This is a genomic window from Aerococcaceae bacterium DSM 111021 (assembly GCA_020112395.1).
In the GTDB taxonomy this organism is placed as follows: Bacteria; Bacillota; Bacilli; order Lactobacillales; family Aerococcaceae; genus Ruoffia.
Window position 1 is genome coordinate 187,244 of record JACCEK010000003.1, and the last position, 22,521, is coordinate 209,764.

Here is a 22,521-nt window from a genome sequence, read left to right on the forward strand (position 1 = left end):
TATTCTATACACTAATGATTATATCAACGTGACTAGGGATGAATTGCTTAGTAATCTTCAAAAAGAATTAAAACCAAAAAGATTTAAACATGTTCTGCGTGTAGAAGAAACAGCTTTAAACTTAGCTGAAAGATATGGTTATACTAATCTACAAAAAGTTAGTATAGCTGCTTTAATGCATGATCATTGTAAGGATTACGAAAAAGATAAGATGTACCAACTGGCATCGATGTACGCTCCTTACGAACCGCTTAAATTCGCGAATGAAGCAATCTGGCATGGACTAGCTGCGGCTGAATTAGCACGCGCGAAATATAACGTGCTGGATGATGAGATTAGCAATGCTATAGCTGAGCATACAATTGGGGAAAAAAAGATGAGTTTATTAAGTAAAATTCTCTTTGTTGCTGATTATATTGAGCCAGGACGAGATTTTCCTGGTGTCGATAAAGCTAGGGAATTAGCAGATAAAGCAATTGATAAAGTGGTGTTTTATAAGATGCGAGAGACAGTCATGCATCTAGTTGAAACAAATAAAAAAGTGTATGTTGAAAGTGTTGTAATTTACAACCATTGGACAAAAAAACAGGAGGATTAATTATTATAAATACAATAGAAAAATTAGAAGTCATTGTTCGAGCAGCTGATGATCGTTTAGCACAAGACATAATGGCGTTAGATGTTGCACAATTAACACCATTAGCAGATTACTTTGTAGTAATGGATGCGAAAAATGATCGTCAATTAGCAGCCATTGTTGATGAAATTACTACCGTTGCGCACAAAAATAATTTCGACCTTAAAAATGTTGAAGGTAAAAGTGGCGGTAAATGGGTATTGATTGATATGAATGATATCATTGTACATGTATTCCACTATTCTGAACGCGCTAATTATAATTTAGAAAAAATCTGGCAAGACGCACCTTTAGTGGACGTTAAAGATTGGGTTACTGAGTAATGAGTTTCAGTAAGATAGCAGATGTATATGATCGTTTTAATGATCTGTCTGTTTATGAATATTGGGTTGATTACACATTAAATAGCTTAGAGAGTAAACCTAAAAAGATGTTAGATGTCGCTTGTGGTACCGGATGGTTTACTCAATTAATGATTCCTTTTGTTGATTCAATAACTGGGATTGATATTGATGAAGATATGTTAGATATTGCTCGTAAAGAAGTAGTGAATCTGCCAAATATTGAATTCAAATATGGTGACATGACAAATTTATCAAACGATTTAACAAACTTTGATTTGATTACTTGTTATTTAGATTCACTTTGTTTTCTAAACGATTACGAAGCGGTTAAGCAATCTTTTACAGGGATGTATCAAGCATTATCGGATAATGGAACATTGCTATTTGATGTTTGGACACCGTATCAAATGACAGATGTTTTTTCGGAATTTGAATACTTTGACCAAGATGAAACTGCTACATTAATTTGGGAGAGTGCAAGCGATCCAAAGTCACTAAGTGTGGAGCATTATCTAACAGTGTATCGGCAGATGGATGGAATGCAATTTGAACGAGTTGATGTTGAATTGGCAGAGCAAACGTATCAATTAGAAAAATACTTAGATGCTTTAAATCAAGCAGGTTTTGAAGCAAATAAGATAGAAGTTTTTGTAGATTACGGAAAAAAGTATTATAACAAGAAGATTGATAAAAAGGCTGATCGTTGGTTTTTTAGATGTACTAAGTAGGTTATAGGGAGTGTGATAAGATGAAGATAGCTTCGGTTATTGCAGAATATAATCCATTCCATCTAGGCCACAAGTACCAATTAGAGCAAATAAAACAAATCACTCACGCAGATGCTGTGGTTGTTTTGATGAGCGGTAATGTTGTTCAACGGGGAGAATTTGCTATAATAGACAAATGGCATCGAGCTGAGCTTGCTTTAGAATATGGAGCAGATCTCGTTTTAGAGCTCCCACTCTTAGCCAGTTTACAATCGGCTGACTATTTTGCATCTTGGTCGGTTAAGACTTTAGAGCTTTTAGGTGCTGATTATCTTGTGTTTGGTACAGAATCAGCCACAACTGTAGAGTTAACTACTTATGTTGACTGGTTAGAAAAGAACGAACATGCTATTGATACTCGTGTTAAATCATTTTTAAAAGAAGGGTATTCTTATGCTGCAAGTTACCAATTTGCAGTTGATTCAATATCGAATCATTCTACCTATTCTAATTTACTTGAGAACTCACCAAATCATTTGTTGGGGATTCAATATATTAAGTCTCTTTATAAGATGGATTCAACGATGGAAATCATAGCATTACCTCGGATTACTAAAGACGATAGAAATCACAAAATCTTGAGTGGAAGTCAAATTAGAGCGTTGTATTATCAAGATTTAAATGACTCGGAGAAAGTACCACCGATGACTTATCACAAGTTACAAAGCAATCCAATAATACAAATGGCTAATTATTATGATTTATTAAAGTATCAAGTGTTAAGCCAAGGCTCAGATAGATTAACGAATTACAATAGTATAGATCATGGTATTGAAAGTTATATCTATCAGCAAATGAACGAAACACATAGTTTCGAAGAATTAATTGACGCACTTACTTCCAAAAGATGGACTAAAGCTTCAATACAAAGAAAGCTAATGATGATACTATTAAATATAACGTCTAATGAATGGCAAGATAGCATTGAATTAAACAACGATCAATTAGCTATTCGAATATTGGGCTATACGGATGCTGGAAGGCAAATAATTAAAACTAAGCGAAACAATGAAAAGTTGAATTTATTTAGTAATATGACGCAAAAGAATGCAAAAAATTACGACTTAAATTTACGCGCTGATAGGGTATTTTCATTGAATCCAAAGAAAAAAATTACAAATCAAAACACTGGAAGATTTCCAATTCGATTTTAATCGAAAAGGAATCGTGTTAATATCAAAATAATCTTGACAAGAATTGTAAACTTCAATATAATAAATCTTGTCGTTTTAGAGGTGATAATAGATGAAATGGACAATCCGCCAACTGAAAGACCATCCAGATGATATAATTCAATTTGAAGAGTCTTTAGATATTAAAGATCTCCTTATGGAGCGTAATTCTTCGATTATAGATGTGGAATCGGTTATTGTAAACGGATATTTCGTACCTTCTAATGAAGATATCATTCTTCATGGTCAAATCGATACTCGTCTGACAGTACCGTCTTCGAGATCATTAGAACCAGTACCATTGCACTTAAACATTCCAATAAGTGAACGCTATGTGTATGAGGAATATGATGGAAACGTCGGGGAATATGAAGAGACTACGATTGTACTCGAGTACGACTATATTGATCTAGGTGCAGCAGTTACTGATGTCATCGCAATTAATATACCTATGAGAGTATTAAAACCAGGAGAAGAAGACAGCGAAATGCCGTCTGGTAATCATTGGACAGTCGTCACCGAAGAAGAATACGAGCTAAAAAAAGCGCAAGAGAAAGCCGAAACGGTTGATCCTCGCTTTGCAGCCTTAAAAACGCTATTAGATAACGAAGATGAGGAACAATAACCTCAAACATCAACTAGGAGGTGTAGAGAATGGCAGTACCTAAACGTAAAACATCAAAAGCAAAGAAAAGATCACGTCGTACACACTACAAGTTACAAGTACCAGGAATGAATACTTGTGCTAACTGTGGAGAATTAAAATTAAGCCACCGTGTATGTTCATCATGTGGACACTACGATGGAAAAGAAGTTGTATCTAATACAGCTGAATAATTTTGTTGAGCTAATCTAAGGATTGGCTCTATTTTTTTGCACAAAAATATGTTTAATGACTTTTAAACGTAAATTTGAAAATTTACATATAATTTACAAAGAATTTACATTCTATTTACACTCGCTTGTTAAGATGTATTTATAAGCGTTCTAGCTCAGCTTATAAAATTATGAGGAGGATTTAAAAGAATGAAAAATTTAAGTCTTAAGAAATTAATCACAGGATCTTTACTAGCAGCTCAATTACTGTCACCAGTAGCAACCATGGCTCAAGATATAGAATTAAGTGAAGAAAAACCAACGGTAGCAGAAGTTGCACCCAACAATACGCCTAACCGTCTAATCACAACGTTTAATGGCGATACTAGTAAGCAAATGGGATTCAACTGGTATACAACTGAATTAGCAGAAGATGCTAAAGTATGGGTTTCGACTAATGAAGATTTAAGTGATGCCTTAGAATTTGAAGCGACTGCAGAAGAAGTTGTGAGTACTTACGGTGAGCGTGATGAAGATGGCTATTACATCTTTGCTGACATTGCTTATGATGAAGAAGGCGAAGTTATAACAGATGATAGTGGTGAGCCACAAGTAAATGGATATTATACAGATGAGCAAGTATCTGGACCAGAATGGACATCAGGTTCAGCTGTAGGTTCGATGGATTTAATTGAGGTGACTGAATACTCATATAAAGCTATCGCTGAGGGCTTAGAAGCTAACACTACGTATTACTATCAAGTTGGTAGTGAAGCAGGGGAAACAAGTGAAACTGGGACATTTACGACAGCTGGTGAAGCTGGAGAAGAGTTTACTTTCGTACAATATACAGATACACAAAATGCTTATTGGAATGAACATGTTTATAATGAAGCAGCATTTGGAGCTGATACAGTAGCTACAGCGTTAGAAGAGACAGAAGCTGATTTTGTTTTACATACAGGCGATGTGGTTGAGGTAGCTGAAGTTGAAGATGAGTGGGTAGATATTTTAGAGCAATCTAAAGAGTCGCTATTACAAGTTCCATTCGCTGTTGCGCCAGGAAATCACGATGAATATTCATTGGTATATGGTGATCCTCAATTAACTACTAAATTTAACGAACATATTAACGTACCAACAGAAAATGATGCTGTAAATGGTGGTTCTTATTATTCATTCGATTACAACGGTGTTCACTTTGTTGTAGCAAATACGAACGATAATAAAGAATCAGAAGATAACCCTGAAGGGAAAGCTTTAGGGCAAGAGCAGATTGATTGGATTAAACAAGATGTAGAAGAAGCACGTGCTAACGGTGCTGAATGGGTAGTGTTATCTTATCATAAACCACTATACTCTAAGTCTTATCACTCATTACAAGATACGGATGTTCAATTAGTTCGTGAAGAATTCATGGAATTAATTGATGAATTAGATGTTGATTTAGCACTACAAGGTCATGATCATGTTATTTCACGTACTAAACCATTGAATTACGTACCAACTGATGAGAACTTCTCAAACGGTGTTGTAGATGAAGCTGAAACTACGACAGAAGGCGACGTAGAATACTACGTAAATCCACAAGGTACAATCTTTGTCTTACCGAATACGGGTGGAACAAAAGAGTATGACGATGTTTACTCTAAAGGGGTAGAGCATTTACATGCTGTTCGTCCTAATTTAGATTGGATGACTCAAGAAGATGTGGATTACTATAACAACTTATTCGCGTTTGGTGATCAACCTCAAGAATCAGACGCGTTTGAAACAAGCCATTCAAACAATCGGGATTCTGCTGTGCAAAACTTTGCAGCATATACTGTAAGTGGAGATGAATTAAGGGTAGATATTTACCAAATCGAAGGTAACTTACATGAAGGTGAAGAACGTACTGTAACTCTAATTCACTCATTTGGAATTACTAAAGGTGGAGAAGCTACTACAGAAGAAGACTCAGAAGAAGCTGTTACAGAAGAGTCAGAGGAATCAACTACGGAAGAATCATCTGAAGAGAGCTCAGTAGAAAGTTCTGAAGAAACTACAACAGAAGAAGAATCATCTGAGGAAGAAACAACTGAAGAAAGTTCGGAAGAGTCGTCTGAAGAGTCTGCTGAATAATTTTGACATAATGACATTAACGGAGAAGCTGAGTATTATGCTCAGCTTCTCTTTTTGTTTAACTTGTAATTGAGGACCGATTAAATTAAAGTGAACATTAAATGTATGGAATGGTATGAATTATATTCAATCCTGAAAGAGTAGTGATTGATATTCATGCCGATATCACACAAATAAAGCCAACAACGACAGACGTATCTATCTGAGTATAATTATTGACCTTTATTGACCTATGAGTTATACTTGGTTAGAAAGTTGTTTAACAGCTTTAAATTCATGAAGGAGGAATACTATGAATTTAGTACCTACAGTAATAGAACAAACATCACGTGGAGAACGTGCTTATGATATTTATTCACGTTTATTAAAAGACAGAATCATTATGTTAAGTGGACCAATTGATGATAACGTGGCTAACTCAGTGATTGCACAGTTATTATTCTTGGATGCACAAGATCCAGAAAAAGATATCTTCTTATATATCAACTCACCAGGTGGTAGTGTAACATCAGGTATGGCGATGTACGATACGATGAACTTCATAAACGCTGATGTCCAAACAATTGTAATCGGAATGGCAGCTTCAATGGCTTCTGTATTATTAGCAGCTGGAACTAAAGGGAAGCGTTGGGCTTTACCAAATGCCGAAGTAATGATTCATCAACCTTTAGGTGGAGCTCAAGGACAAGCAACAGAGATTGAAATTGCTGCACGTCATATTTTAAAAACGCGTGAGCGTCTAAACAAAATCTTAAGTGACAAAACTGGGCAACCTATTGAAGTTATTGAAAAAGATACAGATCGAGACAATTTCAAGACAGCTGAAGAAGCACTTGAATATGGATTAATTGATGGAGTTATGGAAAGCACGAAGGCTTTAAATAATAAGTAATCAGATTATTCAACATAAAACATTAAAAAGTACGCCTATTCAATGGTTATTACTCGCAAAATCAAAGTGATTTATGCGATAATATCATTGTATGGGCGTGTTTTTTTATCTTTACGTCCACTGTTTGAGGAATATCATAACTATGATGGACGTCTATTGACCCGCCAAGAGAATTGATAGTGACTAATTGACTCTTTTGAGTTGCATAATCACCTAAGTCATGGTATTATAACTTCATGGTGTGAGACTCATTTGGATATTTTTGAGTGAGTTAGAACTCTATATGTATTGGTCGCTACTTGACCATCGAGGAGGGAATTAATGGCCGATATATTCTCAATTATTCAGTCAGTTGTTCCTGAAGTAAGTGACTTGTTAGCTGAAAGGTTAGCAGCCTTACGAGTTTTGGATAATGAAAACAAACGTGTAGGTCGCAAGTTTATTTCACAACAGACTAATTTTTCTGAACGAACTGTTCGAACGATATTAGAGATGTTAAAAAGTAATTCATTAGTATCGGTTAATCGAAGTGGAGTAAAATTGACTCAACAAGGTAGTGACTTAGTTGTGATGATCGATGAGCATTTGCTTAATCAGAAACAACATAAGTTTTACGAACTTGAAGAAGCTGTTAAGAGAAAGCTTAATATAGATCATTGTCGAATTGTACCGGGTGATGCGGACATAGATTCGTCTGTGTACCAATTCATGGGACAAGTTGCACAAATGGTTTTAGACAAACATTTACCTAAAGGCGATAATGTTATTGCTGTAACAGGTGGATCCACACTGTCAAAAGTTGGGGATTCATTCACTCCAGAATTATCAGATGGTAGAAGTATTACATTTGTTCCTTCACGAGGCGGATTGGGTAATTCAATTAATATTCAATCTAACAGTGTAGGTAGTTTAATGGCTCAACGAACAAATTCTAATTATATTCCGTTGTTTATTCCTGAGAATTTGGGGAAAGAAACATCAGAAATATTGCTCAAAGACCCGCTGATTAAAGGGGTTATTGATATGAGTAAGAGTGCAAATTGTTTGTTATTAAGCATTGGAACTGCTAATGTAATGGCAGAACGTAGAGATATTACTAGTGAACAACAAGAAATAATAGAAAATGGTCACGCCGTTGGGGAAGCATTTGGTATATTTTTCGATACTTACGGAGAAACGGTATTACGTTATCCTAGGATAGGTTTGAAATTGAAAGATTTAACAAATATACCTTTGTTACTTACAATAGTGGGAGGATCTTCTAAGGCGAAAGCTGTAGAAGCGTTCTTTCAAAAAGCACCTAATCACGGATGGTTAATTTGTGATGAAGGTTTAGCAAATATGGTTTTAAATGGGGAGACCCTTTGAAATAAAATCCTTAAGGAGGAATTTTTTTATGGCAGTAAAAGTTGGTATTAATGGTTTTGGACGTATCGGACGTTTAGTATTCCGTCGTATCTTAGAAACTAATTCAGATTTAGAGGTAGTTGCAGTTAACGATTTAACTGATAACGATAACTTAGCATATTTATTAAAATATGATACAGCTCACGGACGTTTTGACCATGATGTTGAATTACAAGGTGAAAGTTTAGTTGTAGATGGTAAAGAAATTAAAGTATTTGCAGAAAAAGATGCAAACAACTTACCATGGGGAGACCTAGGTGTTGACATCGTAATCGAAAGTACTGGATTCTATACTTCAGCAGAAAAATCACAAGCACATATCAATGCAGGTGCTAAACGTGTTGTTATCTCTGCTCCAGCTAAAGATGCTGATACTAAAACAGTTGTATTCGGTGTTAACGAAGATATCTTAACTTCAGAAGACGTTATCGTATCTGCTGCATCTTGTACAACTAACTCATTAGCTCCAGTAGTTAATGTTTTACATAACGAATACGGAATTAAAGCTGGTAACATGGTTACAGTTCATGCTTACACTGCTACACAAGTATTACAAGATAGCCCAAGCGGAAGCTTCCGTGATGGACGTGCAGCTGCACAAAACATCATCCCATCATCTACTGGTGCTGCTAAAGCAATCGGTAAAGTAATCCCAGAAGTTAACGGATTATTAGATGGTTCAGCTTTACGTGTACCAACAATCACTGGTTCACATACAATCTTCTATACTTTATTAGAGAAAAACACAACTGTTGAAGAAATCAACGCAGCTATGAAAAAAGCTTCAAACGACTCATTTGCATACAATGAAGATGAAATCGTTTCTGCTGACATTATTTCGACACATGCAGGATCAATCTTTGATGCTACATTAACTGAAATTCAAGAAGCTAAAGATGGATCTCAATTAGTTAAGACTGTTGCTTGGTATGATAACGAAGCTGGTTTCGTAGGAAACATGGTTCGTACTTTAGAATACTTCGCTAATTTATAATTAATTGCATAGCGTTTATACCTAAGCGTCTATCCAAAATAGCGGGGAGGCTGACGCTTCCCCGCTATTATTTTTTAAGTACTTTATATAGGAGGATATATAATGGCAAAGAAAACTTTAAATGATATTCAAGTGAATGGTAAGACAGTCTTAGTCCGCGTTGATTTTAACGTACCTATGGCTGACGGAAAGATTACTAACGATAACCGTATCGAAGCAGCTTTACCAACAATCAACTTCTTATTAGAAAACAATGCAAAAGTTGTATTATTTTCTCACTTAGGACGTATTAAAACTGAGGAAGATAAAGCTAACAATAGTTTAGAAGCAGTTGCTAAGCGTTTAAGCGAGTTATTAAATAAAGATGTTCTTTTCTCAGACAAAACACGTGGAGAAGAACTTGAACAAGCTGTAGCTAACTTATCTGAAGGCGGCGTTTTATTAGTTCAAAACACACGCTACGAAGATTTAGAAGGTAAGAAAGAGTCTGGAAATGATCCTGAATTAGGTAAATACTGGGCGTCATTAGGTGACTTATTCGTTAACGATGCATTTGGAACGACTCACCGTGCTCACGCTTCTAACGTAGGAATTGCATCAAACTTAGAATCAGCAGTAGGATTCTTAGTAGAAAAAGAATTGAAATTCTTAGGTGAAGCTGTTGATAAACCAGTTCGCCCGTTTGTAGCAATCTTAGGTGGTGCGAAAGTATCTGATAAGATTAAAGTAATTGAATCTTTATTAGAAAAAGCTGATAAAGTAATTATCGGTGGAGGAATGGCTTATACATTCTTAAAAGCACAAGGAAAAGAAGTTGGTACATCTTTATTAGAAGAAGACCGTATTCCTTTAGCTAAAGCATTGTTAGAAACTGCTGGAGATAAGATTGTTTTACCAGTAGATGTTGTTATTGCTGATGACTTCTCTAACGAAGCTAACACTGATGTTGTTTCAGTTGATGATATTCCTGCTGACTGGCAAGGATTAGACTGCGGACCAGAATCAGTTAAAGTATTTGAAGATGTATTAAAAGATGCTAAGACAGTAGTATGGAACGGACCAATGGGTGTATTCGAGATGGAATCTTTCGCTCAAGGTACAATTGGTGTTTGTGAAGCTATTGCTAACCTTGAAGACGCTACTACAATCGTTGGTGGTGGAGATTCAGCAACAGCTGTTGCTCAATTAGGTTATGAAGATAAATTCTCACACATCTCAACAGGTGGAGGAGCTTCATTAAACTATCTTGAAGGAACTGAATTACCTGGTGTTACAGCCATTGATGAAAAATAACTAATAGTCTTTAAATTAAGGAGAATATAATTTATGTCACGTAAACCAATTATTGCTGGTAACTGGAAAATGAACAAAACTGCTCAAGAAGCTGCTGATTTTGTTGAAGCTGTTAAAGGAAGAATTCCTTCTGCAGATGCTGTTGATTCAGTAGTAGGTGCACCAGCACTGTTTTTAGAAACAATTAAACGCTTAAGCGAAGGTACAGAGTTAAGAACTGCTGCTCAAAACAGCTACTTCGAAGATGAAGGTGCTTTTACTGGTGAAACAAGTCCTAAAGCTCTTGCTGATTTAGGTGTTGAATATGTAATTATCGGACACTCTGAACGTAGAGAATACTTTGGAGAAACTGATCAAGACATTAACAAAAAAGCAAAAGCAATTTTACGTAACGGTATGTTACCAATCATTTGTTGTGGTGAAACACTAGAACAACGTGAAGCTGGAGAAACTGCTGAGTTCGTATCTGGTCAAGTTAAAGCAGCTTTAGAAGGTTTAACTGAAGAGCAAATCGCTTCATCAGTTGTTGCTTACGAGCCTATCTGGGCAATCGGAACTGGTAAATCATCATCTGCTGAATTAGCAAACGAAACTTGTGGAGTAGTACGTAAAGCAATTGCTGAAGTAACTTCAGAAGCAACTGCTGAAAAAGTACGTATTCAATACGGTGGATCTGTTAAGCCAAACAATATCGCTGAATATATGGCACAAGAACATATTGACGGTGCATTAGTTGGTGGAGCAAGTTTAGAAGCTGATTCATTCATCGATTTATTGGAGGCTGTAAAATAATGAGTAAAGTCCCATATGCCTTAATTATCTTAGACGGATTCGCGATTCGCGATGAAGTTAGTGGTAATGCGGTAAAAGCAGCGAAAAAACCTAACTTTGATCGTTATTGGAATCAGTTTCCACATAACCAATTAAAAGCATCAGGGCATGACGTAGGCTTACCTGATGGTCAAATGGGGAACTCTGAAGTTGGTCACTTGAACATTGGTGCAGGTCGTATCGTGTATCAATCTTTAACTCGTATTAACTTAGCGATTGAAGACGAATCATTTTACGAAGTCCCAGAATTAGTTAAAGCAGTTGAAGAAGCGAAAGCTAAAGGGACTGCATTACACTTGATGGGGTTATTATCTGATGGTGGTGTCCACTCTCATTATGAGCATTTAATTGCTCTAGTTAAATTAGCTAAAAAACACGGTTTAGAAAAAGTATATGTTCATGGATTCTTAGATGGACGTGATGTTGGACCGAAAACATCATTGAAATACATTGAAGATTCAGAGAAAGCATTTAAAGAAATTGGAGTAGGGCAATTCGCTACAATTTCAGGTCGTTACTATGCAATGGATCGTGATAACCGTTGGGAACGCGTTCAGTTAGCATATGACGCAATTGTGCATGGTGAAGGTAGAAATGCTTCTTCAGCTAAAGAAGGCGTTGAGCGTTCTTATGACGAGCAAGTTGCTGATGAATTCGTAGTGCCTTTTACTATCGAAGATGAGAACAATAAACCTGTTGGGACACTGAATGATGGAGACTCTGTTGTCTTCTTTAACTTTAGACCTGACCGCGCGATTCAATTAGCTACTGCATTATCAAATCCTGGATTTAATGAATTTGATCGTGGAGAAACAACTAAAGACAATTACATGACTTCATTTACGCCATATAGTGATACTGTTTTAGCTGAAGTTGCTTTCAAGAAAGATGACTTAGTTAATACTGTCGGAGAAGTTTTAGCGGATGCAGGTAAGACTCAGTTAAGAATTGCTGAGACTGAAAAATACCCTCACGTAACATTCTTTATGAGTGGTGGACGTCATGAAGAATACGCAGGTGAAGAACGTATTTTAATCCCTTCTCCTAAAGTTGCTACTTACGACTTAAAACCAGAAATGTCAGCTTACGAAGTTAAAGAAGCTTTAGTGAATAAGATCAATGAAGATAAGATAGATGCTATCATCTTAAACTTTGCTAACCCTGATATGGTTGGACATAGTGGTATGTTAGAGCCTACTATAAAAGCAATTGAAGCAGTAGACGAATGTTTAGGGGCAGTTGTTGATTTAATTATTGAAAAAGGTGGAGCTGCGATTATTACAGCTGACCACGGTAACTCTGACGAAGTTGTAGATATCGAAGGAAACCCAATGACAGCTCACACAACGAACCCAGTACCAGTTATTGTTACAAAGAAAGATGCAGAATTACGTGATGGTGGTCGCTTGGCAGACTTAGCACCAACATTACTTGATATGCTTGATGTAGCTAAACCTGAGGATATGACAGGTACTAGTTTAATTAAATAGGCAAAACACCTAATATGTTTTGCTTTTTGAATGAATAATTTATAGAATAGAATAGTAGGGTTTTGATTAAGTTCATGCCTAACAAATTAAAGAGGAGAATTTTATATGCCATTTATTACAGATGTATATGCAAGAGAAGTTTTAGACTCACGTGGGAACCCAACTGTTGAGGTAGAAGTTTACACAGAGAGCGGTGCTTTTGGTCGCGGAATCGTACCTTCTGGTGCGTCAACTGGTGAACACGAAGCTGTTGAGTTACGTGATGGAGACAAAGATCGTTACTTAGGTAAAGGTGTACTTAAAGCTGTAGATAACGTTAATAACGTAATTGCTGATGCATTATTAGGTTACGATGTTTTAGAACAACAAGCAATTGACAAATTAATGATCGATTTAGATGGTACTCCAAACAAAGGTAAATTAGGAGCTAACGCTATCTTAGGTGTATCTATTGCTGTTGCTCGTGCAGCTGCTGACTACTTAAATGTACCTTTATACCAATACTTAGGTGGATTCAACACTAAATTATTACCAACTCCAATGATGAACATCATCAATGGTGGATCTCACTCGGATGCTCCAATCGCATTCCAAGAGTTCATGATTATTCCAACAGGAGCTGAAACATTCAAAGAAGCTTTACGTTGGGGTGCTGAAATTTTCCACGCACTTAAATCATTATTAAGCGCACGTGGTTTAGAAACATCTGTTGGTGATGAAGGTGGATTCGCACCTCGCTTCGAAGGAACGGAAGACGGTGTTGAAACAATCTTAGAAGCTATCAAAAAAGCTGGTTTAGAACCAGGTAAAGATGTTTACCTAGGATTTGACTGTGCTTCATCTGAATTCTACGAAGACGGCGTATACAACTATGCTAAATTCGAAGGTGAAAATGGTGCTAAACGTTCTGCTAAAGAACAAGTTGACTACTTAGAAGAATTAGTTAACAAATACCCAATCATCTCTATCGAAGATGGTATGGATGAAAACGACTGGGACGGATGGAAATTACTTACTGAACGTTTAGGGGAAAAAGTTCAATTAGTAGGTGACGATTTATTCGTTACTAACACTGAAGTTTTAGCACGTGGAATCAACGAAAAAGTTGGTAACTCAATCTTAATCAAGATCAACCAAATTGGTACATTAACTGAAACGTTTGATGCTATTGAAATGGCTAAAAAAGCTGGTTATACTTCAGTAATTTCTCACCGTTCAGGTGAAACAGAAGATACGACTATTTCTGATATTGCTGTTGCAACTAATGCTGGACAAATCAAAACTGGTTCTTTATCACGTACGGACCGTGTTGCTAAATACAACCAATTATTACGTATCGAAGACATGTTAGCAGATTCTGCTGCATACGACGGAATTGATGTATTCTACAATTTAGATAACAAATAATTATCTAATTATTTAATAAGAAGAGGCGACTAGTAAAGCTAGTTGCCTCTTTTTTTTATAAATTATTATATTTCAAGATATTAGAGCATTTACAGAGAAATTCATATAATTTATGCTAAAAACACGTTGAATTTTAAGTGATTTTTCATGGAATAATCAAACTTATGAAGGATAATGTAATTGTAGAGAAGTATAAAAGTATATCTACTTTAAGGAGGATATCTAAAATGAAAATCAATACGAAATTCAATAAGAAACTTCTCGCCGTTATGTCTATTGCTACACTGGCAAATATTGCACCTTTAGTACCATCTAATGGGATAGCAAGTAATTTGGCTCTTGTAGAGGTACAAGCCTCAAGTGAAACCAATGAAAATGATATAGAAGCAATCAAACAATCAATGTTGGATGCGACACCGATAATTGAAAGTCAATTTATGCAAATACCAGAAGAAGCTTGGTTGGAATATTCAGATCGAGTGAGTAATGAGGGTGGAGACCCAAGTACAGTTTATAATTGGGCATTAGAAGATTATCCAATCGCTTTTGAACCAGCAATTGCACACTATCGAAACTCAATGGTTGAAAGTTATAATCTTGATGAAGAGAGTCTGAATACTGTAAGTCATCGTGATTTATTATGGTTAGAATACCAGACTTGGTTGAATGCAGGTGGTCAAGAAGACTTATCTGCCTTGGCAACTGGATTAGTTGAAGAGTATGGTGTTGAATATGCAGACGAAAGTGAAGATGATCGTTTAGCTAATTTAAAAGAAACAATGATAGGAGCTACTCCAGTTACATCTGAACAATTCGATGCTATACCAGCAGAAGATTGGTTGGCATATGCGGATGAAGTCAATGAAAGTGGCGGAGATCCAAGTACTGTTTATAATAGAGCAGTTGAAGATTTTCCAGAAGTATTTGAAGAAACTTTAAACAATATACGAGGAACTTTAGTTTCAGAATATAGTTTAAATGAAGAATCATTAAATGAAGTATCAGATATCGACTTACTGTGGTTAGAATACTCAGTGTGGATTGAATCAGGTAATACTGAAGACTTTACAAGGTTAACAGAGCGATTAATCGATGAGCATGGAGTTATTTTAGATGAAGAAGCACCTGGTGAAACTGATCTTGAAAGAATTAGAACAGTGATGATTGAAACAACGCCAATTACACCAGAACAATTTGATGCTATATCTGAAACAACATGGATTGCCTATACGGATCAAATTAATGAAGAAGGTGGAGACCCAAGTACTGCTTTTAACTGGGCATTACGAGATTATCCAGAAGTATTCCAAGATACGATAGCTTATATTCGTGGAGAGTTAATTAATCGATATAACTTAGAGGAAGCTTCATTAACTGAACGTGTAACTGATCAAGAATTATTATGGGAAGAGTATTCGGTTTGGTTACAAAATGGTGAAGAGAATTTAGAGGAATTGAGTTATGTTTTGGTACAAGAATATGGAGTACGTACAACATCTAGTTCGATTCCAGATGATAATGAAGAAGATCCAGCACCGACTTTACCAAATACTGGTGAGAGTAGAACGAGTTATAGCTCATACATTATAGTTGCTGTTGTAGGACTATTAGGGGCAGTAATCTTATTACGAGATTACTTTGTAAATAAAAAAGATGCTTAACAGTGTATTGATCCGCTAGTTTCGGCTAGCGGATTTTTTAATTTTGGCAGAATTTGGAGCGTAGTTGAATAGTGTGTTAAAGTATAAAATACTTATTGCAGTGAGATCGTTTCACCCAGTTCACTCTTTCGTACGTTTAGTTTGATAGTATAAAACAAATTATGAAATATTAAGTACTTTCTCCTGGGCATAATGAATTCCCCTCTTACCTGGAAATATGCGAATCACTTCCGCATTTACATATATAATTCAGCATTCTTAACATAAAACACGACAATAAGCATCAACTTGGAACGAGATGGACGAGTTCTATATAATGAAGAGGAATTAAACATTGACGTGACTTAGAGTATTTAGATGAAAAGGAGCTCCTATGCAATATTATGACCAACATTTACACACATATTTTTCTCCCGATTCAAAAGAAACGTTTGAGCGTTATTTATCCCAGAGTAATCTACCCGTAGTAACAACAGAACATATTGATTTGTTCAGCCCTCATCAATCAAATGATGACGTTATCCCAGATTACGATGGCTACGCCCAAGTGATTGAAGCATTGAATAAAAAGTATGATAATCGTTTACTTAAAGGGATTGAAATTGGATTTACATATGCTGACCGAAAGAAAATTGAGACGTTTTTGGAAGGGAAAGAGTATGATATTAAACTATTAAGTATTCATCATAATGGCAGACATGGTTTTATGACTTTAAACCACGATGTGAAGGACTTAACGACTCACTTAGAGGAATACTTTGGCTTGATGTTAGACGCTGTTAAACACGCTCCATACGCGAATGTATTAGCGCATTTTGATTTTGGGTTAAGAGGGTATGATAATGTCAGTGTCGAAGATTTATATTCAAGTGAAGAAGTATTAACGAATATATTTAAAGTAATGGTGGAAAATAACCAAGCATTGGAATTGAATACGCGTAGTATGTATCGTTATGATAATGATCATCTGTATGACTATGCGATTGATTTATTCAAAAGCGTCGGCGGAGAGATGTTTACGGTGAGTTCAGATGCACATGTTGCAGAAGATTATCAATTACGATTCGATGATGCGTTTAATAAACTGAGAAATCACGGCGTATCTAAGCTTGTTGTGTTTAAAAAAGGACAAGCCCATTTTGTCGATTTACCAAACTAAAAAATAACCATTCTTGCGACGGCAAGGATGGTTATTTTAAAACTTAATCAAATTCTATCTCAAAGGAGTCATTAGAATGAGCTTTCCAGCACATTTGAATCTGTTCGTATGACGTCTTTCCTTCGTTTAAAGTAGGTAATTGGTCTATCTCGAAATATGCCATCCCAATCGTTTCATTGTTCGGTAAGTAATCACCACTAATATATGAGCATTCCATAAATATTTTAATAATAGTAAAAACATGATTAACAGCGTTATGGCGGTGATGATCATGAATTGCGATGACTCTTTGAGCTTTACCGACAACGCCAGCTTCTTCGAATAATTCTTTTTCAGCATTTGTTGAGACAGTTTCCGTAATATCCATCCATCCACCTGGAAGGGCCCAGCGTTCGTCATTTTCTTGTACTAAAAGAATTCGATCATCTCTCCATACGACCGCACGTGTATCAACTTTAGGCGTTTGATAGCCACTTTCGTTGTGGAATAATGCTTTAATATCGTCAAAATTACTTTCATTGAGACTAGCTAGCATTTGCCAACTGATTTCTCTAATTCTTTGGAAACGTTCCTCATCATAGACATCCTTTGTATAATGAAGTCCCGTTTGCGAAAGAGCTTGTAATTCTTTAGCCCATTCAAACCATTCTTTTGTCATATCGATTCATTCCTTCCAAAGTGAGAGGGATTATATTATTTTTCTTGAACGTGACTGACGATTTGATGAAGAATCGTAAAGACATGGTCGTCATCTAATTCATAAATCATTGATTTACCACTTCTTTTTGCTTTAACAAGGCGAGAGTCTCTTAATATTTTCAATTGATGAGACACAGCAGATTGTTCAAGTTGTAGGCTATCGACTATTTCTGAGACTGACCGCTTTTGTTCTTTAAGCAAGTAAAGGATCGATAGGCGATTATAATCACTGAGTATTTTAAAATATCGGCTCACTGCTAATATATTCTCTTCATTTTGCATAAGTTTACTCCATTCATTGTCGGTAATAATAATTTATCACGTATTAATTTAGGATGTCAAACAATTATTCTTACAAAAAAAAGCTAATAATATTACGCTTTAACATAATATTATTAGCTTATATATATCATTTAATCTTGATTGTATAGTCCATAAGCTTCAACTAGGGGTAGGGTAAAGTAGACACCTACATGCTCAGACATCAGCTTGTCATTCTCAAGAATATTCAAGTATGCTTGATTTATTTTCTCGGTTTTATCTACCGTAAATAAAATATTTTTTTGAGGGGTGACATTAATATTAAAAATTTTCTCAATTTTCTCTGGAGAAATTGAACCAAAACCACGTATACTTGTTCCGCCGTTCATGTTAAATTTCTTCATAATATGACTATATTCCTCTTCTAAATCATTACTTACAATAGATATTAACATAGATAACTCTGATGTATTATTCACTGCTTTTGGATTGACAGATTCACTAAAGGAATTCACATCCATTGATAATAGCTTCATACCTTTTGTATTTGTTACATGGAAATGATCTTCAAAACCAGAATAAATATTTGGTAAACGGTCAGTTTCAACGACACTCAGCATGACATCTTTTTGTGGAGATACATTTAACCCCAATATCTTTTGACGTTCGTTTACGAAATCTCCCTTACTAGTAAAGAATGTTCCACCAGTATAGCCAAGAGTTTTAAAAGAATCCAGAATTTCCTTGTTACGTCCATGTTTATAGGTCATAAACAATAATTGATGAGTATTAGAAACAGAGTTCCAATGATTATCCTCGAGAGCATACTCACGATTCATAGAGAAATTAATTTCTAATATGAATATTATTCCGTGATTGGGCCGATTCATATTGTATTTTTTCACCAATGATTTTACAGCAGGTCTTAAGATACTTTCTTTTTCAAAGAAAATGGCAACATCACGCTTACGGTGACGAATAGATAGTAGATTCAAAATATCAGAACCAATTAATCCCGTAGCCGGCGTAATTAAACCACCTTGTAGACCTTGCTTTATACCCTCATTAATAAAACCTTGGCCCATATCATCGTTTAAAACAGCAAATGCTATCAGCAAAGGATCTTTTTTTATGTTTGAAGTCAAAATTTTCACCTCTAATTAAGTAATCTATAGTTAATCTTCTTGTTTCCGTTCTACTATTAAGTACACTAGCCCAAGTATTTCAATAAACAAAATCGGAACCATGGCAACTAATGCTATCATACCAAAAGCATCAATGACAGGATTTGCGGTTGGCGAAGCAATTGCAATACCCTGAATAAAGGCAAATATAAAAGTTCCTGTCATAGGCCCGCTCGCTACACCACCAGAGTCAAACCCCATTCCCACAAATAATTTAGGAACGACCCATGATAATCCTAAGGTTATTAGATAACCAGGTAATAAAATATGCCATAATCTTAAATCCGGAGTAACAACACGATATACGGTGATAGCAATAGCTAAGCCAACACCTAAGGCGATAGTTGCTAAGACGATTTTTTTAGAAATCGCGCCCCCGGTAATATCTTCGATTTGATTGATTAAGACGTATATTGCTGGTTCAGCTAGAATCGCAACAACCCCTAATATGAAACCAATCAATATTACCCAAAACGTCGAGTAATTTGCAAATAATTCTGCTCCTAAGTATTGACTGATGGGCATAAAGCCAATAGAAACTCCAGCTAGAAATATAATAAGTCCAATGGATAAATAGCTAAGTCCAAAAGAAATATCTTTTAATATTTGTTTTGATTGTTTTTCAAAAACAAAGTGATATAAAAAGAATATAATAACAATAGGAATAACTCCAACAATAACTTGCCAAATACTAGAATTTAATTCTTGAATAACGATATTTAATATTGGAATATTTGTAATGTTCTCAGGTACAAAATTTCCAGATAGGTTACCATCAAAGAAAACACCTAGAATTAGCATTGCTACAATAGGACCCACTGATGAAATTCCTACTAAGCCAAAGTTGTATTCTTCAGAATCTGTTCCAGAACCAAGAGCAGCCATTCCTGAACTCAAAGCTAGGATAAACGGAACAGTTAAGGCTCCAGTTGTAGCTCCACTCGAATCGAATGCAAATGATATGATTGCTTCTTCTACAAAGAAACTCATAATAAATATAGCACCATAAAAAAGTGTCATAATTAATGAAATATTCCATCTAAAAGCAATTCTTAACATTCCTATCGCAAGAAAAACTGCTACTCCTATAGAGACGACTATAATTACTTGCATTTGGCCAAAAACTGCTTGTGACATTTCTTCAATTTGTCCACCTAGAATTGTCAAAGAAGGTTCAGCAATCGAAACAATAAAACCAATGATAAGTCCACCGGCGATTAAAAGCAATATATTTTTTCGTTTAGTCAATCCTTGACCTAATATATATCCCATTTGGTTAATTGAAACATCGACACCTAGAAGAAAAATCGCAAGTCCGAACAAAACAAACACTGCTCCGATAGCAAATAAACTAAGCTGTTCCCCAGATAGAGGTACAAAAAAGAAATGTAGGATTAACACAATGAGTGATATTGGAAGTACTGCTTGTAAAACTTCTTTAATTTTATCTTGTAACATATCTTATCTCCTTTCAGTAAATATGAATTTATTCAACAATAAAAATATATCAATGAAAAATAAGTATTTTTATAAAAATTTACTTATTAAACAAAAAAAATATATATTGTAAGTTAATTATATCATAAAAATATTTTCAATTAAGAGCTAATTGCTTGATCTTCACTATGAAAAAGATAAGCAACCAAATTTAAATAAATCATAGTTTATTCTAAAAATGCCGACAATATTGATATTGTCACTTTTACACTAATTTACTCATACCCATTAGAAGGGGGTTATGATTGACGAGTTTATGTTTTTTACATTTTTTAAGAAAAATAGTTTAAACCTTCCAATCCTAAAATCTAAAAATATGCTTTCATTCGATAATTTTGCTTATAAAATTATCGAGTTTCCTAAAATGTCCTTTGCTATACTCTATTTATGAAAGGAGTGAAACGATGTTAAAAGAACTAAATCAAGTGGTGGATTATATTGAAGATCACTTAACCGAAGAACTTACTCTTGAAGAGATATCAAAATATGCAGGTGTTTCAGATTATCATTTTCGAAAGATCTTTTATTATTTATCGGGTTTTTCATTGAGTGAATACATAAGAAATAGAAAACTTTCAGAAGCAAACAAAGATTTATTAAATAAAGAGAGAGTCACTGATGTGGCATTCAAGTATGGGTATGAATCAATGGATGGTTTTACTCGAGCGTTTAAATCTTGGAGTGGATTTTTGCCTTCAGAAGTCTTGAAAACGGGTGTAAACAAGTCGTTTCCAAAACTATCATTCTTTATTGATGTCAAAGGAGGAGAAAGTATGGATTATAAAATTGTAGAGATGCCTGCCTTTAAATTTGCAGGAGTAAGCAAACGAGTCCCTATGCAATTTGAAGGTGTAAATCATACGATTGTTGAATTGGCTCAAAGCATTACCCAAGAGCAAAAAGAAATGATGCACCAATTACAAAATCTTGAACCTTGTGAAATTGTAAATGTGTCTTATGAACACGAACATGATTTTATGAAAGATGAGGGAGAGCTGACACACTTAATTGGTGTGGTAACGACGGAGGAAAATGTGAGTGAACTTCTAGATGTTATTGATGTTCCGGCTTATACTTGGGCAGTATTTCCAAATCAAGGTCCATTCCCAGAAACGTTACAAGAGACTTATGCAAAAACTTATTCAGAATGGTTGCCTGTTTCTGATTATGAAGTAATACAAGCACCAGGTTTTTCGTTTACAAGAATGAATGAGGAAAAAGAAAATTATGCGTATAGTGAAGTATGGATGCCTGTGCGAAAGAAAACGCAGTAGAAAAGATTTAAAGCAGACCTCAAAGTATGTATCAAAACTTTGGAGGTCTCTTTTTATTGGGCTTATTCTTTTACTCATAGGATTAATTGACTACAAATCAAAAGATATATAAATTATACAGTTGATTGTTAATTAGGATTTACAGTATAATGAAAGTTAGTAGGAACATTAATTGATAATATATATAAGAAATGATATTATGAGTAATGGATATTTTATGGAGGAGGTAAGACCTTTGTATCAAGTTTTACTTACAGCTTTGATTATTGTCGCAATTTTAATGATTATTTTTGTTGTTATGCAACCATCTAAGAGTAATGCAGCAAGTATGTTAGGTGGAGGCGATGACGGACAACCGAAAACTCGAGCAAGAGGATTCGAAGTGTTTTTGATTCGTGCAACAACAATACTAGGAATCTTATTCTTTGTATTAACAATTACATTGGCTTATTTATCAAGTAAATAAGTTTTATATTAATTAATCAGAACAATGTTCAAAGTAATTCATCCTTGATGTATTACTATTTGGACTTGTTCTTTTTTTAATCTAATTAGTTTAACTATTGATCAATATCATGTAGACTTTACTTATAAAGTATTGGGGAGGGTTCA

At 35.1% G+C, this 22,521-nt stretch carries 22 protein-coding genes; 18 read left to right on the top strand and 4 right to left on the bottom strand.

Translation table 11 applies throughout. From position 1 onward, the window contains the following. The first annotated feature begins 1 nt into the window (after position 1). The 16 genes from yqeK to HYQ40_10690 all read left to right on the top strand — a co-directional run bounded on the left by yqeK (position 2) and on the right by HYQ40_10690 (position 16,994). Positions 2-598 carry a bis(5'-nucleosyl)-tetraphosphatase (symmetrical) YqeK gene (yqeK, locus tag HYQ40_10615; GenBank protein ID MBZ6528215.1) on the top strand — a complete coding sequence of 199 codons (597 nt, stop codon included), beginning with the start codon at positions 2-4 and terminating at the stop codon, positions 596-598. Further along, a complete protein-coding gene (rsfS, locus tag HYQ40_10620; GenBank protein MBZ6528216.1) occupies positions 598-960 on the top strand; it encodes a ribosome silencing factor in 363 nt (120 codons plus the stop codon). Before yqeK ends, rsfS begins: the two co-directional genes overlap by 1 nt. Beyond that, positions 960-1,709, top strand: a complete 750-nt coding sequence (locus HYQ40_10625) for a class I SAM-dependent methyltransferase (protein ID MBZ6528217.1) — start codon at positions 960-962, stop codon at positions 1,707-1,709. Before rsfS ends, HYQ40_10625 begins: the two co-directional genes overlap by 1 nt. Before the next feature lie 20 nt (positions 1,710-1,729). Beyond that, positions 1,730-2,902 (top strand): nucleotidyltransferase family protein, encoded by a 1,173-nt coding sequence (locus tag HYQ40_10630; GenBank protein MBZ6528218.1) that lies wholly within the window; start codon positions 1,730-1,732, stop codon positions 2,900-2,902. Positions 2,903-2,993: 91 nt separating this feature from the next. Continuing rightward, positions 2,994-3,545 (top strand): DUF177 domain-containing protein, encoded by a 552-nt coding sequence (locus tag HYQ40_10635; GenBank protein MBZ6528219.1) that lies wholly within the window; start codon positions 2,994-2,996, stop codon positions 3,543-3,545. Between the two features lie 29 nt (positions 3,546-3,574). Continuing rightward, positions 3,575-3,757 (top strand): 50S ribosomal protein L32, encoded by a 183-nt coding sequence (rpmF, locus tag HYQ40_10640; GenBank protein ID MBZ6528220.1) that lies wholly within the window; start codon positions 3,575-3,577, stop codon positions 3,755-3,757. A 189-nt stretch (positions 3,758-3,946) separates the two neighbouring features. After that, positions 3,947-5,860, top strand: coding sequence for a metallophosphoesterase family protein (locus HYQ40_10645; GenBank protein ID MBZ6528221.1), 1,914 nt, complete (start codon positions 3,947-3,949; stop codon positions 5,858-5,860). 292 nt (positions 5,861-6,152) lie between these two features. Continuing rightward, positions 6,153-6,752, top strand: coding sequence for an ATP-dependent Clp endopeptidase proteolytic subunit ClpP (gene clpP, locus HYQ40_10650; GenBank protein MBZ6528222.1), 600 nt, complete (start codon positions 6,153-6,155; stop codon positions 6,750-6,752). A 321-nt stretch (positions 6,753-7,073) separates the two neighbouring features. Then, the gene (locus HYQ40_10655) at positions 7,074-8,120 is read left to right on the top strand and encodes a SorC family transcriptional regulator (GenBank protein MBZ6528223.1); all 1,047 of its coding nucleotides are present in this window, start codon (positions 7,074-7,076) and stop codon (positions 8,118-8,120) included. Between the two features lie 28 nt (positions 8,121-8,148). Beyond that, positions 8,149-9,153: a type I glyceraldehyde-3-phosphate dehydrogenase gene (gene gap, locus HYQ40_10660; protein MBZ6528224.1), complete on the top strand. Its 1,005-nt coding sequence runs from the start codon at positions 8,149-8,151 to the stop codon at positions 9,151-9,153. Between the two features lie 102 nt (positions 9,154-9,255). Then, positions 9,256-10,446, top strand: a complete 1,191-nt coding sequence (locus tag HYQ40_10665; GenBank protein MBZ6528225.1) for a phosphoglycerate kinase — start codon at positions 9,256-9,258, stop codon at positions 10,444-10,446. Positions 10,447-10,479: 33 nt separating this feature from the next. Next, on the top strand, positions 10,480-11,238 hold the full coding sequence (locus tag HYQ40_10670; GenBank protein ID MBZ6528226.1) for a triose-phosphate isomerase: 759 nt from the start codon (positions 10,480-10,482) through the stop codon (positions 11,236-11,238). Continuing rightward, complete coding sequence (locus tag HYQ40_10675; GenBank protein MBZ6528227.1) at positions 11,238-12,767, top strand: 2,3-bisphosphoglycerate-independent phosphoglycerate mutase; 1,530 nt, start codon at positions 11,238-11,240, stop codon at positions 12,765-12,767. The genes HYQ40_10670 and HYQ40_10675 overlap by 1 nt, the downstream gene beginning before the upstream one ends. A 105-nt stretch (positions 12,768-12,872) precedes the next feature. Continuing rightward, a complete protein-coding gene (eno, locus tag HYQ40_10680; GenBank protein MBZ6528228.1) occupies positions 12,873-14,174 on the top strand; it encodes a phosphopyruvate hydratase in 1,302 nt (433 codons plus the stop codon). Positions 14,175-14,401: 227 nt separating this feature from the next. After that, complete coding sequence (locus tag HYQ40_10685) at positions 14,402-15,835, top strand: LPXTG cell wall anchor domain-containing protein (GenBank protein MBZ6528229.1); 1,434 nt, start codon at positions 14,402-14,404, stop codon at positions 15,833-15,835. Between the two features lie 373 nt (positions 15,836-16,208). Next, the gene (locus HYQ40_10690; GenBank protein ID MBZ6528230.1) at positions 16,209-16,994 is read left to right on the top strand and encodes a hypothetical protein; all 786 of its coding nucleotides are present in this window, start codon (positions 16,209-16,211) and stop codon (positions 16,992-16,994) included. Between the two features lie 43 nt (positions 16,995-17,037). Here the strand turns inward: HYQ40_10690 and HYQ40_10695 are convergent, their stop codons facing one another. From HYQ40_10695 to HYQ40_10710, 4 genes are all read right to left on the bottom strand, one after another. After that, positions 17,038-17,652 carry an NUDIX hydrolase N-terminal domain-containing protein gene (locus HYQ40_10695; GenBank protein MBZ6528231.1) on the bottom strand — a complete coding sequence of 205 codons (615 nt, stop codon included), beginning with the start codon at positions 17,650-17,652 and terminating at the stop codon, positions 17,038-17,040. A gap of 35 nt (positions 17,653-17,687) precedes the next feature. Next, positions 17,688-17,975 (bottom strand): winged helix-turn-helix transcriptional regulator, encoded by a 288-nt coding sequence (locus tag HYQ40_10700; protein ID MBZ6528232.1) that lies wholly within the window; start codon positions 17,973-17,975, stop codon positions 17,688-17,690. A 131-nt stretch (positions 17,976-18,106) separates the two neighbouring features. Then, positions 18,107-19,099 carry a hypothetical protein gene (locus tag HYQ40_10705; GenBank protein ID MBZ6528233.1) on the bottom strand — a complete coding sequence of 331 codons (993 nt, stop codon included), beginning with the start codon at positions 19,097-19,099 and terminating at the stop codon, positions 18,107-18,109. A gap of 30 nt (positions 19,100-19,129) precedes the next feature. Beyond that, complete coding sequence (locus tag HYQ40_10710) at positions 19,130-20,596, bottom strand: DUF1538 domain-containing protein (GenBank protein ID MBZ6528234.1); 1,467 nt, start codon at positions 20,594-20,596, stop codon at positions 19,130-19,132. A gap of 443 nt (positions 20,597-21,039) precedes the next feature. On the opposite strand from HYQ40_10710, the gene HYQ40_10715 reads away from it, so the two are divergent. Next, on the top strand, positions 21,040-21,909 hold the full coding sequence (locus tag HYQ40_10715) for an AraC family transcriptional regulator (protein MBZ6528235.1): 870 nt from the start codon (positions 21,040-21,042) through the stop codon (positions 21,907-21,909). A 235-nt stretch (positions 21,910-22,144) separates the two neighbouring features. Then, positions 22,145-22,375: a preprotein translocase subunit SecG gene (gene secG / locus HYQ40_10720; protein MBZ6528236.1), complete on the top strand. Its 231-nt coding sequence runs from the start codon at positions 22,145-22,147 to the stop codon at positions 22,373-22,375. The last annotated feature ends 146 nt before the right edge of the window (positions 22,376-22,521 follow it).